The organism is Burkholderia sp. MR1-5-21 (genome assembly GCF_053427715.1).
This window is the reverse complement of sequence record NZ_JBSAXD010000056.1, coordinates 1-21,128: the sequence shown is the minus strand read 5'-3', so window position 1 is coordinate 21,128 and position 21,128 is coordinate 1. Positions and strand designations below refer to the sequence as shown.

Here is a 21,128-nt window from a genome sequence, read left to right as displayed (position 1 = left end):
CGATGCGCGTCTTTAATTTCTCCGCCGGTCCCGCGGCGATGCCCGAAGAAGTGCTGCGGCAAGCAGCCGACGAGATGCTCGACTGGCATGGCAGCGGCATGAGCGTGATGGAGATGAGCCATCGCGGCAAGGAATTCATGTCGATCCACGACGCGGCGCTCGCCGACCTGCGCGAGCTGCTCGACGTGCCGGCGAGCCACCGGATCCTGTTCCTGCAGGGCGGCGGCATCGCGGAGAACGCGATCGTGCCGATGAACCTGCTGGGGACGCGCAAGACGGCCGATTTCGTCGTGACGGGCTCGTGGTCGCAGAAGTCGTTCAACGAGGCGAAGAAGTATGGCACGCCGCATCTCGCCGCGACCGGCAAGACCGACGCAGGCTACACGCGCGCGCCGGCCCGAGCCGAATGGCAGCTGTCGGACGATCCGGCCTACGTGCACCTGTGCACGAACGAAACGATCGACGGCGTCGAGACGTTCGAGATTCCCGATCTCGGCGATGTGCCGCTCGTCGCGGACGTGTCGTCGCACATCCTGTCGCGCCCGATGGACGTCGCGAAGTACGGCGTCATGTTCGGCGGCGCGCAGAAGAACATCGGGATGGCGGGCGTCACGCTCGTGATCGTCCGCGAAGACCTGCTCGACCGCGCACTGTCGATCTGCCCGTCGGCATTCGACTGGAAGACGGTCGCCGCGAACAACTCGCTGTTCAACACGCCGCCGACCTATGCGATCTATATCGCCGGCCTCGTGTTCCAGTGGCTGAAGCGGCAGGGCGGCCTGAAGGCGATCGAGGCCCGCAACATCGAAAAGGCGAAGCTGCTCTACGACACGATCGACGCGAGCAGCTTCTATCTGAACAAGGTCGAGCCGGCGGCGCGTTCGCGGATGAACGTGCCCTTTTTCCTGGCCGACGAAACGCGCAACGAAGACTTCCTTGCCGGCGCAAAGGCGCGCGGGCTGCTGCAGCTGAAGGGCCACAAGTCCGTCGGCGGCATGCGGGCGTCGATCTACAACGCGGTGCCGCTCGAGGGCGTGAAAGCGCTCGTCGAGTACCTGAAGGATTTCGAGCAGCACCGCGCCTGACGGTGGCGGCGCTGTTCAACAGCACGGCAATTACGCATGGACGACGAACTGAATTCCCGCCTGAAACCGCTGCGCGACCGCATCGATGCGATCGACGCGCAGCTGATCGCGCTCCTGAACCAGCGCGCCGCGGTGGCGCTGGAGGTGGGCGAGGTCAAGAAGCATTTCAACGCGCCGGTGTTCCGGCCGGAACGCGAACTGCAGGTGATCGCCCGGCTGCAGGACATGAGCGCGGGCCCGCTCGCGAGCGAGCACATCAGCGCGATCTGGCGCGAGATCATGGCCGCGAGCCGCGCGCTCGAGCAGACGATCCACGTCGCGTTCCTCGGGCCGGTCGGCACGTATACCGAACAGGCGATGTTCGAGTATTTCGGCCAGTCGATCGAAGGGCTGCCGTGCCCGTCGATCGACGAGGTGTTCCGCTCGGTCGAGGCAGGCGCCACGGCGTTCGGCGTTGCGCCGGTCGAGAATTCGACCGAAGGCGCGGTGTCGCGCACGCTCGACCTGCTGCTGCAGACCCCGCTGCTGATCGGCGGCGAACTCGCGCTGCCGATCCATCACAACCTGCTCACGCAGGGCGGCACGCTCGACGGCGTGAAGCGCGTGTGCGCGCATGCGCAGGCGCTCGCGCAGTGCCAGCACTGGCTCTCGGCGAACGCGCCGCGGCTCGAGCGGCAGGCGGTCGCAAGCAATGCCGAGGCGGCGCGCCTCGCGGCGGCCGACCCGACGGTCGCCGCGATCGCCGGCGATCGCGCGGCCGCGCACTACGGCCTGCAGATCGCGTTCGCGCTGATCCAGGACGATCCGCACAACCGGACCCGCTTCGTGATCGTCGGCAAGCAGCCGGCGGGGCCGAGCGGCCACGACCAGACGTCGCTGATCGTGTCGGTGAAGAACGAGCCGGGCGCCGTGTTCAAGCTGCTCGAGCCGCTCGCGCGGCACGGCGTGTCGATGACGCGCTTCGAGTCGCGCCCGGCGCGCGTCGGTACGTGGGAGTACTACTTCTACATCGACATCGAAGGGCACCGGGACGACGCATCGGTAGCGGCCGCGCTGACGGAGCTGGGCCAGAAGGCCGCGTTCCTGAAGATTCTCGGTTCGTATCCGCGCGCGCGCTGAAGCGTCGCGCGGCTGCCTGGCCGACGTGCGGGCAGCATGATGCCGGTCGGCGGGCGATGGTGTCGTCACGCGAGCCGGCAGGCGCGGCGCGGTGCGGTGAGACGGCAGGCCCGCGGGCGCTGCCGAAGGCGGGGGCGGGCAGTGTGCGGCGCGGATCGCGCGCCGGACGGTGCCCGGACACCCGGAATCTGGATTTCAGCGTGACACGGCATCGGCCGGCACGCGTCACTTGGTTCGAGTCGTGTCAGGCTTTGCATTCAACAAACTGGTCATTTTCGGTGTCGGCCTGATCGGCGGATCGCTGGCCCGTGCGCTGCGCGAGCGTGCGCCGGGTGAGGCGGGCGAGATCGTCGGCGTCGGGCGCTCGTCGGCGTCGGTCGCCCGGGCGCTTGCGCTCGGCGTGATCGATCGCGCTGCCGCGCTCGACGACGAGGCGCAGTTGCGCGATGCGCTCGCCGGCGCCGATCTGGTGCTGATCGCCGCGCCGGTCGCGCAGACAGGCCCGCTGCTCGCGCGGATCGCGCCGTGGCTCGACGACGCGACGATCGTCACCGACGCGGGCAGCACCAAGTCGGACGTCGTCGCAGCGGCGCGCGACGCGCTCGGTGCGCGCATTGCGCAGTTCGTGCCGGGGCACCCGATCGCCGGTCGCGAGTCGAGCGGCGTCGAGGCCGCGCTGCCGGACCTGTACGTCGGGCGCAACGTCGTGCTGTGCCCGCTGCCGGAGAATCCGGCCGAGTCGGTTGCGCGCATCGACGCGATGTGGCGAGCGACGGGCGCCGACGTGCGGACGATGAGCGCGGCGCAGCACGATCGCGTGTTCGCATCGGTGAGTCATCTGCCGCACGTGCTGTCGTTCGCGCTCGTCGAGCAGATCCTCGGCGAGGCGGACGCGGAATTGAAATTCTCCTATGCGGCGGGCGGTTTTCGCGACTTCACGCGCATTGCTGCGTCGAGTCCTGAAATGTGGCGCGACATTTGCGTCGCGAACCGCGCGGCGCTGCTCGACGAACTCGACGGCTACACGCGCGTGCTCGCGCGGCTGCGCGCCGCGATCGACGCCGGCGACGGCGCGGCGCTCGAGGACGTGTTCTCGCGTTCGCGCGCGGCGCGTTCGGCGTGGCAGGAGCGCGGCGGCAAGGCCGTTTCGGGCGAGCCCGCCGCTGATCGGCAGACTGCCGCAGCGCCGGCCCCCGGAACGCCGGACCCGGAAGATCGACACGGGACGGACGGCCCCCGGATGGCCGGCACGTCTGAAACGAACAGGAAATAACAGGAAGCTCCCATGGAATATCTCGATCTCGGCCCGTACTCGAGCGCGTCGGGCACCGTGCGCCTGCCCGGCTCGAAGAGCATTTCGAATCGCGTGCTGCTGCTCGCGGCGCTCGCCGAAGGCGAAACGACGATTACCAACCTGCTTGATTCCGACGACACGCGCGTGATGCTCGATGCGCTCGGCAAGCTGGGTGTGAAGCTCGCGCGCGACGGCGACACCTGCGTCGTCACGGGCACGCGCGGCGCGTTCACCGCGAAGACGGCGGACCTGTTCCTCGGTAACGCGGGGACGGCCGTGCGGCCGCTGACGGCGGCGCTCGCGGTCAACGGCGGCGACTATCGCGTGCATGGCGTGCCGCGCATGCACGAACGGCCGATCGGCGATCTCGTCGACGGGCTGCGGCAGATCGGCGCGCAGATCGATTACGAACTGAACGAAGGCTTTCCGCCGCTGCGCATCAAGCCGGCGTCGATCTCGGTCGATGCGCCGATCAAGGTGCGCGGCGACGTATCGAGCCAGTTCCTGACCGCGCTGCTGATGACGCTGCCGCTCGTGAAGTCGAGCGACGGCCGGATCGTCGTCGAGGTCGACGGCGAACTGATCTCGAAGCCCTACATCGAGATCACGATCAAGCTGATGGCGCGTTTCGGCGTGACCGTCGAGCGCGACGGCTGGCAGCGCTTCATCGTGCCGGCCGGCATCCGCTACCGCTCGCCGGGGCAGATCATGGTCGAGGGCGATGCGTCGTCGGCGTCGTACTTCCTCGCGGCCGGCGCGCTCGGCGGCGGCCCGCTGCGCGTCGAGGGCGTCGGGCGCGCGAGCATCCAGGGCGATGTCGGCTTCGCGAACGCGCTGATGCAGATGGGCGCGAACGTGACGATGGGCGACGACTGGATCGAAGTCCGCGGGATCGGCCACGACCACGGCAAGCTCGCGCCGGTCGACATGGATTTCAACCTGATTCCCGACGCGGCGATGACGATCGCGGTCGCGGCGCTGTTCGCCGACGGCCCGAGCACGCTGCGCAACATCGCAAGCTGGCGCGTGAAGGAAACCGACCGCATCGCGGCGATGGCGACCGAACTGCGCAAGGTCGGCGCGACGGTCGACGAAGGGCCGGACTATCTCGTGGTCACGCCGCCCGCGGCGCTGACGCCGAATGCGGCTATCGACACGTACGACGATCACCGGATGGCGATGTGCTTCTCGCTCGTGAGCCTGGGCGGCGTGCCGGTGCGCATCAACGACCCGAAATGCGTCGGCAAGACGTTCCCCGACTATTTCGACCGCTTCACCGCGCTCGCCAAGGCCTGACCCGACTGACCCGATGAAATCGACCCGCCCCTTTCACCAGACACCGGTCATCACGATCGACGGCCCGACCGCCTCCGGCAAGGGCACCGTCGCGGCGCTCGTCGCCGCGAACCTCGGCTTCCACCTGCTCGACAGCGGCGCGCTGTACCGTCTCGCCGCGCTCGCGAGCATGCGCTACGACATCGAGGCGGACGACGTCGACGCGCTCGAGAAGCTGATCGACGATCTGCACATCACGTTCCGCGAAGGCTGTGCGCAGCTCGATGGCGCGGATGTGTCGAACGACATCCGTGCCGAGGCGGTCGGCAACCGCGCATCCGCGATTGCCGTGCACGCGCCCGTGCGCACGGCGCTCGTCGCCCGCCAGCGCGCGTTCCGCAAGACGCCGGGCCTCGTCGCGGACGGCCGCGACATGGGCACGGTGATCTTCCCGGACGCCGGGCTGAAGGTGTTCCTGACGGCCAGCGTCGAGGCACGCGCGGCCAGACGGCATAAGCAATTGATGCAAAAAGGATTTTCTGCTAATATAGATAACTTGCTCCGGGATCTTCGTGAACGCGACGCGCGCGACAGCAATCGCGCGGCCGCGCCGCTGAAGCCCGCGGCAGATGCCAAGCTGCTCGATACATCGGCGCTTTCGGTCGACCAGGCGGTCGACCAGGTGCTGCAGTGGTACCGGGCGCTCGGCCAGCCCGCCTGACCAGGCAGGGCAGCAGCAGGTGCTCCGCGCCGCAAGCGCGGAGCGTGTTTTGAACCCTTAACCCCGTGTGGACTTCGATCTGGCCCTTTCAGCCGACCATTCCGGCCGGCGTGGCACAGCGATCCATGCACAATCAGATTTTTATGTCCGACCTGCAAACCTCCAACCCGAATACTGAATCTTTCGCGGCTCTGTTCGAAGAGTCGCTGACCCGCCAAGACATGCGCGCCGGCGAAGTGATTTCCGCCGAAGTCGTGCGCGTCGACCACAACTTCGTGGTCGTCAATGCAGGCCTCAAGTCCGAGGCTTACATTCCGATCGAGGAATTCCTGAACGATCAGGGCGAGGTTGAGGTGCAGTCGGGCGATTTCGTTTCCGTCGCGATCGACGCGCTGGAAAACGGCTACGGCGACACGATCCTGTCGCGCGACAAGGCGAAGCGCCTTGCATCGTGGCTGTCGCTGGAAAAGGCACTCGACAACAACGAACTGGTCACCGGCACCATCACCGGCAAGGTGAAGGGCGGCATGACCGTGATGGTCAACGGCATCCGCGCGTTCCTGCCGGGTTCGCTGGTCGACACGCGTCCGGTCAAGGACACGACCCCGTACGAAGGCAAGACGCTCGAGTTCCGCGTGATCAAGCTCGATCGCAAGCGTAACAACGTCGTGCTGTCGCGCCGCGCAGTGATCGAAGCAACGCAAGGCGAAGAGCGCGCGAAGCTGCTCGAGACGCTGAAGGAAGGCGCGATCGTCAACGGCGTGGTCAAGAACATCACCGACTACGGCGCGTTCGTGGACCTCGGCGGCATCGACGGCCTGCTGCACATCACCGACATCGCATGGCGCCGCGTGCGTCACCCGAGCGAAGTCCTGTCGGTTGGCCAGGAAGTCACCGCGAAGATCCTCAAGTTCGACCAAGAGAAGAACCGCGTCTCGCTGGGCATCAAGCAACTGGGCGACGATCCGTGGGAAGGCATCTCGCGCCGTTACCCGTCGGGCACCCGCCTGTTCGGCAAGGTCACGAACATCACCGACTACGGCGCATTCGTCGAAGTGGAATCGGGCATCGAAGGCCTGGTCCACGTGTCGGAAATGGACTGGACGAACAAGAACGTCGCTCCGTCGAAGGTTGTCCAGCTCGGCGACGAAGTCGAAGTCATGGTCCTCGAGATCGACGAAGACCGTCGTCGTATCAGCCTCGGCATGAAGCAGTGCAAGCCGAATCCGTGGGATGACTTCAGCCGCAACTTCAAGAAGGGCGACAAGATCACGGGCGCAATCAAGTCGATCACCGACTTCGGCGTGTTCATCGGTCTGCCGGGCGGCATCGACGGCCTGGTCCACCTGTCGGACCTCTCGTGGAGCGAAACCGGCGAAGAAGCCGTTCGCAAGTACAAGAAGGGCGACGAAGTCGAAGCAATCGTGCTCGGTATCGACGTCGAGAAGGAGCGTATTTCGCTCGGCATCAAGCAGCTCGAAGGCGACCCGTTCAGCAACTACGTTGCAATGAACGACAAGGGCTCGATCGTCGACGGCGTCGTGAAGACGGTCGATGCGAAGGGCGCGGTCATCACGCTGACGGGCGACGTCGAAGGCTACCTGCGCGCGTCGGAAATCTCGCAGGATCGCGTCGAAGACGCACGCAACGTGCTGAAGGAAGGCGACAAGGTCAACGCGATGGTGATCAACATCGATCGCAAGTCGCGCGGTATCAACCTGTCGATCAAGGCGAAGGATTCGGCCGAACAACAGGAAGCGATCCGCGGCCTGCAAGCCGACACCAGCTCGGCTGCGACCGGTACGACCAACCTCGGCGCACTGCTGAAGGCCAAGCTCGACGGCCAGAACCAGTAAGCCTTACGAGGTCTGCTGAAGTATGACCAAATCCGAGTTGGTCGCGCAGCTGGCATCGCGATTTCCGCAACTTGTCCTCAAGGATGCGGATTTCGCGGTGAAGACGATGCTCGATGCGATGTCCGATGCACTGTCCAAAGGGCATCGCATCGAAATTCGGGGTTTCGGCAGCTTCGGCCTCAATCGTCGCCCGGCGCGCGTCGGGCGCAACCCGAAGTCGGGGGAGAAAGTGCAGGTGCCCGAGAAGTTCGTGCCGCACTTCAAGCCCGGCAAGGAATTGCGCGAACGCGTCGACGGCCGCGCCGGCGAACCGTTGAAGGCCGAGGAGCCGGACGACGAGCAGTAAGCGTCGTTCGATCGCCCGGAACTCATCCGGCAACGGCTGAAGATAAGCGCCCCATGCGGGCGCTTTTTTTATTTTCAGGAGCGCTTCGTATGCTTGATGCGACGCGCATGCGACGGCACGTGCCGCATCGGATGCGCAGACGCCGAAACGCATCCTTTACAATACGGGTCGATACGGCGGCGCGAAGGGGAGTCGCGCGCCGCGGCGAAATCTCAATCAAAGAGAGGGCTTCATGAAGTTTATCGTCTGGCTGATCCGGGTATTGGTGTTCGTGCTGTTGCTGGTGCTCGCATTGGCCAATACGCAAACCGCGACGCTGAATTTCCTCGCCGGCTACACGTGGCAAGCTCCGCTGATCCTGATCGGTCTCGCCTTCTTCGGTGTCGGCCTGATTGCTGGTCTGCTGTCCGCGCTGCCTGCGATCTTCCGCATGCGCATCGAGAACGGACGCCTGAAGCGCGATCTTCGCGCCGCACGCGAAACGCCGGCGGTCATCGACCAGCCGCCGATGCCGCCCGTCATTTAACCGACCCGAAGCCGCGCGAAACGCCGCGCGGTTTTCGTTTCCGCTTCGATATTTCGCATGGATCTGGATTTCTGGTGGTTGCTCGCGATTCCGGTCGCTTTCGCGCTCGGCTGGGCGGCGTCACGCTATGACCTGAAGAATCTCCTTTCGGAGAGCGCCAACTTGCCGCGGTCGTATTTCCGCGGTCTCAATTTTCTGCTGAACGAACAACCCGACAAGGCGATCGACGCGTTCATCGAAGTCGCGAAGCTCGACCCCGAAACGGTCGAACTGCACTTCGCGCTCGGCAACCTGTTCCGCCGTCGCGGCGAGACGGACCGCGCGATCCGCGTGCACCAGAACCTGCTGAGCCGAACCGACCTGCCGGTCAGCGAACGCGACCACGCGCTGTATGAGCTCGGCCAGGATTTCCTGAAGGCCGGCCTGCTCGATCGCGCGGAAGAGACGTTTCACATGCTTGCCGACGGCGACTATGCGCTCGGCGCACAACGCGCACTCCTGACGATCTACGAGATCGAAAAGGACTGGAACAAGTCGATCGACACCGCGAAGCGCATCGAATCGATGGACGAGAAGCCGCTCGGCACCGAGATCGCGCAGTTCCACTGCGAGCTCGCGCAGGACGCGCTGCAGCGCAAGAACGCAGAGGCCGCCGCGGAGCAATTGCGGCTCGCGCTGGTCGCGAATCCGCAGAATGTGCGCGCGACGATCCTGTCCGGCGACACTGCGGCGGCGGCGGGCGATCACGAGGCTGCGATCGACCACTGGAAGCGTGTCGAAGCGCAGAACCCGGCCTACCTGCCGCTCGTCGCCGACAAGCTGATGAAGTCGTACATTGCGCTCGACCGGACGAGCGAAGGCACGGCGCTGCTGATCGATTACGTCGACCGCTATGCGTCGAACGACCTGCTCGACATCGCATATCAGCACATCGCCGGCTTGCGCGGCCAGGACGCCGCGCACACGCTCGCGCGTACGCAGATGGAGAAGTCGCCGAACCTGTCGGGCATGCTGCACCTGCTCGACGCGCAGATCGCGGCGGCCGACGAACCGCGTCGTAAGGAACTTGAAATGATGCGTGCGCTGATCAAGCAGCGCACCAAAAATCTGCCACGGTATACGTGCCAGAATTGCGGTTTCCGGGCACGGCTCTTCTACTGGCAATGCCCGGGATGCAGCGGTTGGGAAACCTATGCGCCGCGCCGCGTCGAACCTGCGATGCCGAGCTGATTCCGGCAGGCGGGACGAACGCGATGCGGTTGCCGCCGGGCCCGTCCCGGCGGCCAAGTTAGTCAATTACCGGGAACCTTCACCGGAACATCTATGAAAATCACCATCATCGGCACCGGTTACGTCGGTCTCGTCACGGGCGCGTGTCTGGCGGAGATCGGCCACGACGTTTTCTGTCTCGACGTCGATCAGCGCAAGATCGACATCCTGAACAACGGCGGCATGCCGATCCACGAACCCGGCCTGCAGGACATCATTGCCCGCAACCGCGCGGCGGCACGCCTGCGCTTCTCGACCGACGTCGAGGCGAGCGTCGCGCACGGCGAGATCCAGTTCATCGCAGTGGGCACGCCGCCGGACGAAGACGGCTCGGCCGACCTGCAATATGTGCTCGAGGCCGCGCGCAACATCGGCCGCCACATGACCGCCTTCAAGGTGATCGTCGACAAGTCGACCGTGCCGGTCGGCACCGCGCAGCGCGTGCGCACCGTCGTAGACGAGGCGCTGGCCGCACGCGGCCTCGCGGGCAGTGTCGCGCACCGCTTTTCGGTCGTGTCGAATCCGGAATTCCTGAAGGAAGGCGCGGCGGTCGAGGACTTCATGCGTCCGGACCGGATCATCATCGGCGTCGACGACGACGAGACGGGCGCGATCGCGCGCGAGAAGATGAAGAAGCTGTACGCGCCGTTCAACCGCAATCACGAGCGCACGATCTACATGGACGTGCGTTCGGCGGAATTCACGAAGTATGCGGCGAACGCGATGCTCGCGACCCGCATCTCGTTCATGAACGAGATGTCGAACCTCGCCGACAAGGTCGGTGCGGACATCGAGGCCGTGCGGCGCGGGATCGGCTCCGATCCGCGCATCGGCTATCACTTCCTGTATGCGGGCGTCGGTTACGGCGGCTCGTGCTTCCCGAAGGACGTGCAGGCGCTGATCCGCACCGCGGGCGAGAACGGCCAGCCGCTGCGCATCCTCGAGGCGGTCGAGGCCGCCAACCACGAACAGAAGAACGTGCTGATCGCCAAGATCGAGCGGCGCTTCGGCGCGGATCTGACCGGCCGCGAATTCGCGGTCTGGGGTCTCGCGTTCAAGCCGAACACCGACGACATGCGCGAAGCGCCGAGCCGCCGCCTGATCGCCGCGCTGCTGGAACGCGGCGCCACGGTGCGCGCGTACGATCCGGTCGCGATCGACGAGGCGCGCCGCGTGTTCGCGCTGGATTTCGGCACCGATTCGGATGCGTTGTCGCGCCTGCACTTCGTCGACACGCAGGACGTGGCCGTGACGGGCGCGGACGCGCTCGTGATCGTCACCGAATGGAAGGAATTCAGGAGCCCCGATTTCGCGCGCCTGAAGGCGGAACTGAAGGCGCCGGTGATCTTCGACGGCCGCAACCTGTACGAGCCGGACGCGATGGCCGAACTCGGCATCGATTACTACGCGATCGGACGCCCCCACGTCGATCCGCAGACTGTCACCCGTGGATGACCGCACGATGAGCACTCCTCGCGAAGTGGGGCCGGTGCCGCGCGAACAGATCGCGCGCTCGCGCGTGCTCGTCGTCGGCGACGTGATGCTCGACCGCTACTGGTTCGGCAACGTCGATCGCATCTCGCCGGAGGCACCGGTGCCGGTCGTGCACGTGCAGCGCCAGGAAGAGCGGCTCGGCGGCGCGGCGAACGTCGCCCGCAACGCGGTGACGCTCGGCGGCCGGGCGGGGCTGCTGTGCGTCGTCGGCTGCGACGAGCCGGGCGAGCGGATCGTCGAGCTGCTCGGCAGCAGCGGCGTGACGCCGCATCTCGAACGCGACCCGGCGCTGCCGACCACGATCAAGCTGCGCGTGCTCGCGCGCCAGCAGCAGTTGCTGCGCGTCGACTTCGAGGCGACGCCGACGCACGAGGTGCTGCTCGCGGGCCTCGCGCGTTTCGATGCACTGTTGCCGCAGCATGACGTGATCCTGATGTCGGATTACGCGAAGGGCGGGCTCACGCACGTGACGACGATGATCGCGAAGGCGCGAGCGGCAGGCAAGCCCGTGCTCGTCGACCCGAAGGGCGACGACTGGGAGCGCTATCGCGGCGCGTCGCTGATCACGCCGAACCGTGCCGAGCTGCGCGAAGTCGTCGGGCACTGGAAGTCGGAAGACGACCTGCGCGAGCGGGTCGCGAAGCTCCGCGCGTCGCTCGACATCGACGCGCTGCTGCTCACGCGCTCGGAGGAGGGCATGACGCTGTTCTCCGGCACGGGCGAACTGCACGCGCCCGCGCTCGCGCGCGAGGTGTTCGACGTGTCCGGCGCGGGCGACACGGTGATCGCGACGGTCGCGACGATGCTCGGCGCGGGCGTGCCGCTCGTCGACGCGGTCGTGCTCGCGAACCGCGCGGCGGGGATCGTGGTCGGCAAGCTCGGCACCGCCACGGTCGATTACGACGAACTGTTTCATTGAGCGCATGCGCGCGGCAGGCCGCGCGCGGCGTTGTATTCATTTCTGGCAGGAAGGACGACCATGACCCTCATCGTCACCGGCGCGGCCGGTTTCATCGGCGCGAACATCGTCAAGGCGCTCAACGAGCGCGGCGAAACCCGCATCATCGCGGTCGACAACCTGACGCGCGCGGACAAGTTCCGGAACCTCGTCGACTGCGAGATCGACGATTACCTCGACAAGACCGAATTCGTCGAGCGCTTCGCGCGCGGCGACTTCGGCAAGGTGCGTGCGGTGTTCCACGAAGGCGCGTGTTCGGACACGATGGAACACGACGGCCGCTACATGATGGACAACAACTTCCGCTACAGCCGTGGCGTGCTCGACGCGTGCCTCGCACAGGGCGCGCAGTTCCTGTACGCGTCATCGGCGGCAACCTACGGCGGCTCGACGCGCTTCGTCGAGGAGCGTGAGGTCGAGGCGCCGCTCAACATCTACGGCTATTCGAAGTTCCTGTTCGACCAGGTGATCCGCCGCGTGCTGCCGAGCGCGAAGAGCCAGATCGCCGGTTTCCGCTACTTCAATGTGTACGGCCCGCGCGAGACGCACAAGGGCCGCATGGCGTCGGTCGCGTTCCACAACTTCAACCAGCTCCGCGCGGAAGGCAAGGTCAAGCTGTTCGGCGAGTACAACGGCTACGCGCCGGGCGAGCAGACGCGCGACTTCGTGTCGATCGAGGACGTCGTGAAGGTCAACCTGTTCTTCTTCGATCATCCGGAGAAGTCGGGCATCTTCAATCTCGGCACGGGCCGTGCGCAGCCGTTCAACGATGTCGCGACGTCGGTGGTCAACACGCTGCGCGCGCTCGACAACCTGCCGCCGCTGTCGCTCGCGCAGCAGGTCGAGCAGGGCCTGATCGAATACGTGCCGTTCCCGGATGCGCTGCGCGGCAAGTACCAGTGCTTCACGCAGGCGGACCAGACGAAGCTGCGCGCAGCCGGCTACGACGCGCCGTTCCTGACGGTGCAGGAAGGCGTCGACCGCTACGTACGTTGGCTGTCCGGCCAGGTTTAAGCCGGCGCGCCGGATCGTTAGACTGGGTTTCACGGTCGGCAGCCGCCGGCCGGTTTCACCAGGAGATCCGGAACATGATCAAGAAATGGTTCGCAGCGGCAGCCATGCTCGGCGCGGTCGCGTCGGCGTGGGCGGCCGTCGACGTCAACAGCGCGGGCGAGGATGCGCTCGTCGGCATCAGGGGCATCGGGCCCGCGAGGGCGAAGGCGATCCTCGACGAACGCAATGCACGCGGCCCGTTCAAGAACGCGGACGATCTCGCCACGCGCGTGAAGGGCATGGGCGGCCATACCGTCGAGCGCCTGCAGCGCGAAGGGCTGACGATTGGTGCGGCCGGCGTAGGCGCGGCCGGCGTAGGCGCGGCCGGCGTAGGCGCGGCCGGCGTAGGTGCGGCCGGCTCAGGTGCGGCCGGCATAGGCGCGGCCGGCGCAGGCGTAGCGTCGCACGCCGCGGGCAAATCCGCCGCTGTACCGGCCGCCGCGCCGGCAGCGAAACAAGCCGCCCCCGCTGCGCGCACCGCGCAGAAATAACGCTCGCGCACCGGACCATCAGGCTCCTTCAGCCGCCGTCCTCGCGACGGTTTCCCGCGGCATGCCGCGGGTTTTTTGCGTGCCGGATCCACCTGTGTGCCAGCCGCTTCCCGGCATCGGTATTCCATCGCCGCAATGGGGATAGCCGGCAAGGGTTGCGTCGCTGGTTTAGAATCGACCGCTTGATCGGCATCGCACTCACGGTACGTCCATGGCTTACAAAACTATCGAAGACACGATCGGCAACACGCCGCTCGTTCAACTGGTCCGCTTGCCGGACGACGAGATTCGCGCACGCAACAACGTGATTCTCGCGAAGCTGGAAGGCAACAACCCGGCGGGGTCCGTGAAGGATCGCCCGGCGCTGTCGATGATCCGCAAGGCCGAGGAACGCGGCCGCATCAAGCCGGGCGACACGCTGATCGAGGCAACGAGCGGCAACACGGGCATCGCGCTCGCGATGGCCGCGGCGATTCGCGGCTACAAGATGGTGCTGATCATGCCGGAGGACCTGTCGGTCGAACGGCGTCAGAGCATGGCGGCCTATGGCGCGGAAATCGTCCTGACGCCGGTGAAGGGCGGGATGGAGCTGGCACGCGACCTCGCGGACCAGATGCAGCGCGAAGGCAAGGGGGTGATCCTCGACCAGTTCGCGAACCTCGACAACCCGCTCGCGCATTACGAAGCGACGGGCCCGGAAATCTGGCGCGACACCGAGGGCCGCATTACGCACTTCGTGTCGGCGATGGGCACGACGGGCACGATCATGGGCGTGTCGCGGTATCTGAAGGAGCAGAATCCGTCGATCGAAATCGTCGGCGCGCAACCGGAGGAAGGCTCGCGCATCCCCGGCATCCGCAAGTGGCCGGAAGCGTACCTGCCGAAGATCTTCGACCGCAGCCGCGTCGACCGCGTCGAAAACGTGAGCCAGGCGGCATCCGAAGCGGCTGCGCGCAATCTCGCGGCTGTCGAGGGCATCTTCGCCGGCATCTCGTCGGGCGGCGCATGCGAAGTCGCGCTGCGGATCGCGCGCCAGGTCGAGAACGCGACGATCGTGTTCATCGTTTGCGATCGCGGCGACCGCTATCTGTCGACGGGTGTGTTTCCCGCGTAAGCGACGCCGGTCTCACACAACGAAAAAGCGCCGCGGCGCTTTTTTCATTTGGCGAACGGCGCGCGCTTACTGCGCTGGCGCCTGCGCGTTGGTGCCGGCAGCGGGCGCGGGCGTCGGGGCGGGTGCGGACGTGGGTGCGGACGTGGGTGCGGGCGCGAGCGCGCCGGTTGCTTCCATCTGCGCCTTCACGGCCTCACCGAGCTGATAGACGGTGAGTGCATAGAAGAAGCTGCGGTTGTAGCGCGTCAGCACGTAGAAATTCTTGAGCCCGAGCATGTACTCGGTCGCGCGCCCCGGAGACGGCAGGTCGACGACGGTGACAGGCGTGCCTGCCTCGGACCCGATGTCGACCGACGGCTCGTTGAGCGTCATGCCCGCTTGCAGCAATTGCGACAGCGCCCAGTGCGGTTCCGGCTGGCCGTCGGCCGCGGCCTGCGCGATGCCCTGGCTGCCGGTGTCGGGGGCGATCTGCCAGACCACCGGGCGATCGGTCTCCCAGCCATGCTGCTTCAGGTAGTTCGCGACGCTGCCGATCGCGTCGGCCGGACTGTTGCGCAGGTCGACGTGGCCGTTGCCTTCGTAATCGACCGCATATTCACGGATGCTGCTCGGCAGGAACTGCGGAATGCCGATTGCGCCCGTATACGAGCCGAGCATGGTCGTCGGGTCGAGCTGGTTGTCGCGCGTCCAGACGAGGAAATCCTCGAGGTTCTTGCGGAACGTCACCTGGCGGCTGTCCCGATTCGGCGTGTCCGGGTAATCGAACGTGAGCGTCGTCAGCGCATCGAGCACGCGGAAGTTGCCCATGTACCGGCCGTAGATCGTTTCGACGCCGATGATGCCGACGATCACCTCCGGCGGTACGCCGAATTCTTCCGACGCGCGCTGCAGCGTCGCCTGGTTCGCCTTCCAGAACTTCACGCCTGCGTTGATGCGGATCGGTTCGATGAAACGCGAGCGGTACACGCGCCAGTTCTTCACGGTCGGCGACGCCGCGGGCTTCACGAGCTTCACCGCGGTCGCCGAATAGCTGACGCGTGCGAAGAGCGCTTGCAGGCTGGCGGGATCGAAGGCGTGGCGGCTCACCATGTCGTTGATGAACGCGTCCACCTGCGCGTTGTTCGCGTAGCGTTGGGGGACGATCTCTTCTTCGAAGGTCTGGCCTTGCGGCGCCGGCTGCTGCGGCTGGTCCTGCGCGATGAGCTTGCCGGCGGCCGCCGCGGGCTGCGTCTGCGCGCCGGCCGGCGCGGCAGCGACGGCGGCGATGAGGGCAGCGGCAACGAGCGGGAGGCGCGCACGGAACAGTGCGGAAACGGAGGCGACAGGCTTGTTGTAATTCATGACGAACCGGAGCGGACAGGGCGAATGCGTTCGGCGCAGTATACCCGACGCATCTGTCGCGACGGGGCGAACCGGACGCCCGTTGTGGTAAGTTAGCGGCGAATTCGCGACAGACGATGGACCTCATCAGATGGAGACCTGCAGCGCCCGCGCGCTGCGGACGACGCTTATGGCAACCGCCTTTTATACGCACCCCGACTGCATGCTGCACGAGATGGGGCAATGGCATCCGGAATGCCCGGCCCGCCTGTCGGCGATCCAGGACCAGTTGATCGCAAGCCGCATCGACGACCTGATCGTGCACGAGACCGCGCCGTTCGCGAGCGAAGCCGCGCTCGCGCGCGTGCATACGCAGGCGCATATCGACTACATCCGGAGCATGACGCCGACCGACGGCTACGTCGAGATCGATCCCGATACGCTGATGAACCGCGATACGTGGCGCGCGGCGCTGCGCGCGGCCGGCGCCGCGATCGCGGCGACCGATGCGGTGATCGGCGGGCGCTACGACAACGCGTTCTGCAGCGTGCGGCCGCCCGGCCATCATGCGGAACCGGCGCGCGCGATGGGCTTCTGCTTCTTCAACAACGTCGCGATCGCCGCGCGCCATGCGCTCGACGTGCACGGGCTCGAGCGCGTCGCGATCGTCGATTTCGACGTGCATCACGGCAACGGCACCGAAGCCGCGTTCGCGAACGACGAGCGCGTGCTGATGTGCAGCATCTTCCAGCATCCGCTGTACCCGTTCTCGGGCGTCGAGCACCAGGCGTCGAACATGGTCAACCTGCCGATGCCCGCGCGCAGCAACGGGATGGCGATTCGCGAGGCGGTCGACATGTTCTGGCTGCCGCGTCTCGACGCGTTCAAACCGCAGATGCTGTTCGTGTCCGCGGGCTTCGACGCGCACCGCGAGGACGACATCGGCGGCCTCGGCCTCGTCGAATCGGACTTCGAATGGCTGACAGCGCAGATCGTCGAGATCGCGCGCCGTCACGCGCAAGGGCGCATCGTCAGCTGCCTCGAGGGCGGCTACAACCTGTCCGCGCTCGGCCGCAGCGTCGTCGCGCACCTGCGCGTGCTGGCCGGGATCTGACGCCGCGCGGCCGCGCTCAGCGCGCCGGCGCGCGCGTATGAATCCATGCGATCAATGCGTCGAGCACGCGATCGCGTTCGAGATCGTTCATCGTTTCGTGGAAGCCACCGTCGTATAGCGTCAGCGTGCGGTCGGGCGAGCCGACGCGCGCGCCGAACACGCGGCTGCCGTCCGGCTCGGTCAGCTTGTCCTCGGTGCCGTGATAGACGAGCACCGGCAGGCGCAGCGCGCCGCGGCCGCGTTCGATACGCGCCATCGCGTCGAGAATTTCCGCGCCGGTGCGGGCGGGCACCGCGCCGTGATGGACGAGCGGGTCGGCGCGGTTGGCCGCGACGACGGCAGGATCGCGCGACAGCAGCGCCGCGTCGATCCGGATCGCCGGGAAGGTCGGCCACGCGCGGCTGATGAAGCGGCTCAGCGCGAGCATCCAGCGCGGCACGTCGCGGCCGGGCGCGAGCGCGGGACTCGACAGCACGAGCCCGGCGAACGCGCGGCCGCGGGCCGGCGCGCGCTCGATCGCATACAGTGCGGCAACCGCGCCGCCCATGCTGTGCCCCATCAGGAACAGCGGCGAATGGCCGCGCGCAGCCTCTTCGACGAGCGCATCGGCGTCGCTCAGGTAACCGTCGAAACGCTCGACCCATGCACGCTTGCCGGGCGACTGGCCGTGTCCGCGCAGGTCGACCGCCAGCACGTCGATGCCGGCCGCGTTCAGGCGCGCGGCGAGCGCGCCGTAGCGTCCCGCGTGCTCCGCCAGGCCATGCACGAGCGCAACCGTCGCGCGCGGCGCGCCGTCGCCGGCCGGCCAGCGGTACGACGCCAGTTCCAGTCCGTCGGCGGTGCGCAGCCGCCCCATCCGCGGCGGGTGCAAGACAGGCGTTGCGGCGGCGGGCGCGGTGGTGGTGGCGGTCATCTGGCGTGTCCCCTGGTTCGTTGATATTCACGTTCCCGATCATAGACGCCACGCAGCCGCCACGCGCCAGCAGCTTCCTCTAATTTCGTCTGGTTATGAAAAGATCGAAATCGATTATTAAGGGGAATGAGGCGTTTGCGGTAAAATCGCCGGCTATTCCAGATGCATCGGCGGCCGACTGGCGGGGCCTGCACAGGCGCCTCCCCAGCTGTCCGCCGTTTTGTTTACATGATCGAATTACGCAATCTGTCGCAGCGTTTCCCGGGACCCAGCGGATGGGTGGAGGCGCTGCACAACGTCAACCTGACGATTCCGCAAGGTGAGGTGTTCGGCATCATCGGCCGCAGCGGCGCCGGCAAGAGCACGCTCGTGCGCACCATCAACCTGCTGACCCGGCCGACCGAAGGCAACGTCGTCGTCGGCGGGCGCGATCTCACGCTGCTGCCCGCGCGCGCGCTGCGCGAAGCGCGCCGCGAGATCGGCATGATCTTCCAGCACTTCAACCTGCTGTCGTCGCGCACGGTGTTCGACAACGTCGCGCTGCCGCTCGAGCTGGCCGGCGCGAGCCGCGCGGACATCGAGGCCGCGGTGCTGCCGCTGCTCGACCTCGTCGGGCTGTCCGCGCAGAAGGACCGTTATCCGGCACAGATCAGCGGTGGCCAGAAGCAGCGCGTCGGCATCGCGCGTGCGCTCGCGAGCCAGCCGAAGGTGCTGCTGTCCGACGAAGCGACGTCGGCGCTCGACCCGGAAACGACGCGCGCGATCCTCGATCTGCTGAAGCGCATCAACCGCGAGCTCGGCCTGACGATCGTGCTGATCACGCACCAGATGGAAGTGATCAAGCAGGTGTGCGATCGCGTCGCGGTGCTCGACGCGGGACGGGTGGTCGAGGAGGGCAAGGTCATCGACGTGTTCCTGCAGCCGCACCACGAAGTGACGCGCGCGCTGATCGGCGACGTGATCGCGCAGGAATTGCCGCCCGCGCTGAAGGCACGCGTCGCCGAGCGGCTCAAGACCGGCAGCGGCCATCTGCTGCGCCTCGCGTTTACCGGTTCAGGCGTCGACCAGCCGATCCTGTCGGAGACGATTCGCCGCTACGAGCTCGATTTCAACATCCTGCACGGCCAGATCGACGAGATCCAGGGCCAGGCCTTCGGTTCGCTCGCGGTGCTCGCGGGCGGCGAGCCGGGCAAGGTCGGACAGGCGCTCGCGTTCCTGCGCGAGCAAGGCGTGGTGGTAGAGGAGCTTTCGTATGTTGAGTGAAATGTTCGACATGTTCGTGCAGTCGTTCTGGGAGACGCTGATCATGGTCGGCATCTCCGGCGTGGTCGGCGCGCTCGTCGGGCTGCCGCTCGGCGTGCTGCTCTACCTGACCGACCGCCAGGGCGTGCTGCAGAACCTCGCGGTGAATCGCTTGCTCGGCGGCGTCGTCAATGCGGTGCGTTCGACGCCTTTCATCATCCTGCTGGTCGCGGTGATTCCGTTTACGCGGCTCATCACGGGCTCGTCGATCGGCACCGCCGCGGCGGTCGTGCCGCTGACGCTCGCGGCTGCGCCGTTCATCGCGCGGCTCGTCGAGACTGCGCTGCGCGAAGTGGATCGCGGGCTGATCGAGGCCGCGCAGTCGATGGGCGCGACGACGTCGCAGATCGTGTTCAAGGTGCTGCTGCCGGAATCGCTGCCGGGCGTCGTTGCGGGGCTGACGATCACGTTCGTGTCGCTGGTCGGCTATTCGGCGATGGCGGGCGCGATAGGCGGCGGCGGGCTCGGCGATCTGGGCATCCGCTACGGCTATCAGCGCTACCTGCCGGAAGTGATGTGGACGGTGGTCGCGATCCTGATCGTATTCGTGCAGCTCGTGCAGTCGTTCGGCGACTGGCTCGTGCGCCGGCTCAGCCACAAATAAGACGATATCCGACGTGTTTGGGGGAAAGGCGATGCAACGACGGTTCATGCTGAAGTTCGTGGCGGCGCTCGGCGCGGCTGCGCTGTTCGCGGGCGCGCAGGCCCATGCGGAGACCATCAAGGTTGGCGTGACGGGCGGCCCGCACGCGCAGGTGATGGAGGTGGTGAAAAAGGTCGCGGCGAAAAGCGGCCTCGACATCAGGATCGTCGAATTCTCCGACTACGTGCAGCCGAACGCCGCGCTCGCCGCCGGCGATCTCGATGCGAACAGCTATCAGCACGAGCCGTACCTGCAGGCGCAGGTGAAGGATCGCGGCTACAAGCTGATCAAGGTGGCCGACACCGTGACGTTCCCGATGGGCATCTACTCGAAGCGCGTGAAGTCGCTCGCCGAGCTGAAGCCCGGTGCGCGCATCGCGATCCCGAACGATCCGACGAATGGCGGCCGGGCGCTGCTGTTGCTGCAGAAGCAGGGCGTGCTGAAGCTGCGCGCGGATGCGGGGCTGAAGGCGACGCCGCTCGATATCGTCGACAACCCGAACAAGCTGAAGATCGTCGAGCTCGATGCGGCGCAGATCCCGCGCTCGCTCGGCGACGTCGACGCGGCGGCGATCAACACCAATTACGCGATGGAAGCGGGGTTGAAGCCCAAACAGGATGCGATCGCGATAGAGGGTCCGAACGGCCCGTATGCGAACATCATCGCGATTCGCGAGGCGGACAGGGGCAAGCCGTGGGTGGCGAAGCTCGTCGCGGCCTATCATTCACCCGAGGTGAAGCAATTCATCGAGGGCAAGTTCGGCGGCGCGGTCATCGCCGCCTGGTAACGCGCGGTACGTGGCGCGCCCGGTGCTGATTAGAGGCGATGATCGAAAACCCGGGCTTTGCGTCCGGGTTTTTTCTCTTTTAAAATAGAACGACCGTTCGCTATTATCGGCGCGCCGCAAAGGAGCGGTATCCTCGATAGCCACGAAGGATAGGTCCGCTTGGCCGCGCAGTCACGAGGCCTCGCTATAGAATGGCCTCTGGTCGTATTCGTAACTTTGGAGCGTGTGCATGAAAATCCTGGTGCCAGTGAAAAGAGTGGTCGATTACAACGTGAAGGTCCGCGTGAAGTCGGACAACACGGGTGTCGACATCGCGAACGTGAAGATGTCGATGAACCCGTTCGATGAAATCGCCGTTGAAGAAGCGGTGCGCCTGAAGGAAGCGGGCGTCGCGACTGAAGTGGTCGCGGTGTCGGTCGGCGTTGCGCAGGCGCAGGAAACGCTGCGT

At 66.4% G+C, this 21,128-nt stretch carries 21 protein-coding genes; 19 read left to right on the top strand and 2 right to left on the bottom strand.

What is annotated here, in order from left to right:
- The first annotated feature begins 2 nt into the window (after positions 1-2).
- From serC to cysM, 14 genes are all read left to right on the top strand, one after another.
- The gene (gene serC / locus ACV229_RS39390) at positions 3-1,085 is read left to right on the top strand and encodes a 3-phosphoserine/phosphohydroxythreonine transaminase (protein ID WP_448088452.1); all 1,083 of its coding nucleotides are present in this window, start codon (positions 3-5) and stop codon (positions 1,083-1,085) included.
- A gap of 36 nt (positions 1,086-1,121) precedes the next feature.
- Complete coding sequence (pheA, locus tag ACV229_RS39385) at positions 1,122-2,204, top strand: prephenate dehydratase (RefSeq protein WP_448088451.1); 1,083 nt, start codon at positions 1,122-1,124, stop codon at positions 2,202-2,204.
- A gap of 241 nt (positions 2,205-2,445) precedes the next feature.
- The gene (locus tag ACV229_RS39380; protein ID WP_448088450.1) at positions 2,446-3,477 is read left to right on the top strand and encodes a prephenate dehydrogenase; all 1,032 of its coding nucleotides are present in this window, start codon (positions 2,446-2,448) and stop codon (positions 3,475-3,477) included.
- A 12-nt stretch (positions 3,478-3,489) separates the two neighbouring features.
- A complete protein-coding gene (gene aroA, locus ACV229_RS39375) occupies positions 3,490-4,794 on the top strand; it encodes a 3-phosphoshikimate 1-carboxyvinyltransferase (RefSeq protein ID WP_448088449.1) in 1,305 nt (434 codons plus the stop codon).
- 13 nt (positions 4,795-4,807) lie between these two features.
- Positions 4,808-5,494, top strand: coding sequence for a (d)CMP kinase (gene cmk / locus ACV229_RS39370; protein ID WP_448088448.1), 687 nt, complete (start codon positions 4,808-4,810; stop codon positions 5,492-5,494).
- Between the two features lie 143 nt (positions 5,495-5,637).
- Positions 5,638-7,350 carry a 30S ribosomal protein S1 gene (gene rpsA / locus ACV229_RS39365; protein WP_448088447.1) on the top strand — a complete coding sequence of 571 codons (1,713 nt, stop codon included), beginning with the start codon at positions 5,638-5,640 and terminating at the stop codon, positions 7,348-7,350.
- A gap of 22 nt (positions 7,351-7,372) precedes the next feature.
- A complete protein-coding gene (locus tag ACV229_RS39360) occupies positions 7,373-7,696 on the top strand; it encodes an integration host factor subunit beta (protein WP_448088446.1) in 324 nt (107 codons plus the stop codon).
- A gap of 232 nt (positions 7,697-7,928) precedes the next feature.
- Entirely contained in the window at positions 7,929-8,222 is a 294-nt protein-coding gene (locus tag ACV229_RS39355) for a LapA family protein (RefSeq protein WP_448078254.1), read from the top strand.
- Positions 8,223-8,279: 57 nt separating this feature from the next.
- Positions 8,280-9,452: a lipopolysaccharide assembly protein LapB gene (gene lapB / locus ACV229_RS39350; RefSeq protein WP_448088445.1), complete on the top strand. Its 1,173-nt coding sequence runs from the start codon at positions 8,280-8,282 to the stop codon at positions 9,450-9,452.
- Positions 9,453-9,545: 93 nt separating this feature from the next.
- Positions 9,546-10,946: a UDP-glucose dehydrogenase family protein gene (locus ACV229_RS39345; protein ID WP_448088444.1), complete on the top strand. Its 1,401-nt coding sequence runs from the start codon at positions 9,546-9,548 to the stop codon at positions 10,944-10,946.
- A 7-nt stretch (positions 10,947-10,953) separates the two neighbouring features.
- Complete coding sequence (gene rfaE1 / locus ACV229_RS39340) at positions 10,954-11,904, top strand: D-glycero-beta-D-manno-heptose-7-phosphate kinase (protein WP_448078234.1); 951 nt, start codon at positions 10,954-10,956, stop codon at positions 11,902-11,904.
- 60 nt (positions 11,905-11,964) lie between these two features.
- The gene (gene rfaD / locus ACV229_RS39335; protein WP_448088443.1) at positions 11,965-12,957 is read left to right on the top strand and encodes an ADP-glyceromanno-heptose 6-epimerase; all 993 of its coding nucleotides are present in this window, start codon (positions 11,965-11,967) and stop codon (positions 12,955-12,957) included.
- A 74-nt stretch (positions 12,958-13,031) separates the two neighbouring features.
- Positions 13,032-13,487 carry a ComEA family DNA-binding protein gene (locus ACV229_RS39330; RefSeq protein ID WP_448088442.1) on the top strand — a complete coding sequence of 152 codons (456 nt, stop codon included), beginning with the start codon at positions 13,032-13,034 and terminating at the stop codon, positions 13,485-13,487.
- Between the two features lie 211 nt (positions 13,488-13,698).
- On the top strand, positions 13,699-14,601 hold the full coding sequence (cysM, locus tag ACV229_RS39325) for a cysteine synthase CysM (protein WP_448088441.1): 903 nt from the start codon (positions 13,699-13,701) through the stop codon (positions 14,599-14,601).
- Positions 14,602-14,667: 66 nt separating this feature from the next.
- Here the strand turns inward: cysM and mltB are convergent, their stop codons facing one another.
- Entirely contained in the window at positions 14,668-15,942 is a 1,275-nt protein-coding gene (gene mltB, locus ACV229_RS39320; protein ID WP_448088440.1) for a lytic murein transglycosylase B, read from the bottom strand.
- 169 nt (positions 15,943-16,111) lie between these two features.
- Here mltB and ACV229_RS39315 point away from each other — a divergent pair, with 169 nt between their 5' ends.
- Positions 16,112-17,035 carry a histone deacetylase family protein gene (locus tag ACV229_RS39315; RefSeq protein WP_448088439.1) on the top strand — a complete coding sequence of 308 codons (924 nt, stop codon included), beginning with the start codon at positions 16,112-16,114 and terminating at the stop codon, positions 17,033-17,035.
- 16 nt (positions 17,036-17,051) lie between these two features.
- On the opposite strand, the gene ACV229_RS39310 is transcribed toward ACV229_RS39315, so the two are convergent.
- Positions 17,052-17,948, bottom strand: a complete 897-nt coding sequence (locus ACV229_RS39310) for an alpha/beta hydrolase (protein ID WP_448088438.1) — start codon at positions 17,946-17,948, stop codon at positions 17,052-17,054.
- A gap of 228 nt (positions 17,949-18,176) precedes the next feature.
- Here ACV229_RS39310 and ACV229_RS39305 point away from each other — a divergent pair, with 228 nt between their 5' ends.
- The 4 genes from ACV229_RS39305 to ACV229_RS39290 form a co-directional block, all read left to right on the top strand.
- A complete protein-coding gene (locus tag ACV229_RS39305) occupies positions 18,177-19,211 on the top strand; it encodes a methionine ABC transporter ATP-binding protein (protein ID WP_448088437.1) in 1,035 nt (344 codons plus the stop codon).
- Positions 19,201-19,854 (top strand): methionine ABC transporter permease, encoded by a 654-nt coding sequence (locus ACV229_RS39300; RefSeq protein WP_448088436.1) that lies wholly within the window; start codon positions 19,201-19,203, stop codon positions 19,852-19,854. Before ACV229_RS39305 ends, ACV229_RS39300 begins: the two co-directional genes overlap by 11 nt.
- Positions 19,855-19,885: 31 nt before the next feature.
- On the top strand, positions 19,886-20,680 hold the full coding sequence (locus tag ACV229_RS39295; protein ID WP_448088435.1) for a MetQ/NlpA family ABC transporter substrate-binding protein: 795 nt from the start codon (positions 19,886-19,888) through the stop codon (positions 20,678-20,680).
- Positions 20,681-20,909: 229 nt separating this feature from the next.
- Positions 20,910-21,128: electron transfer flavoprotein subunit beta/FixA family protein (locus ACV229_RS39290; protein ID WP_448088434.1), on the top strand; the 219-nt coding region annotated here is incomplete at its 3' end.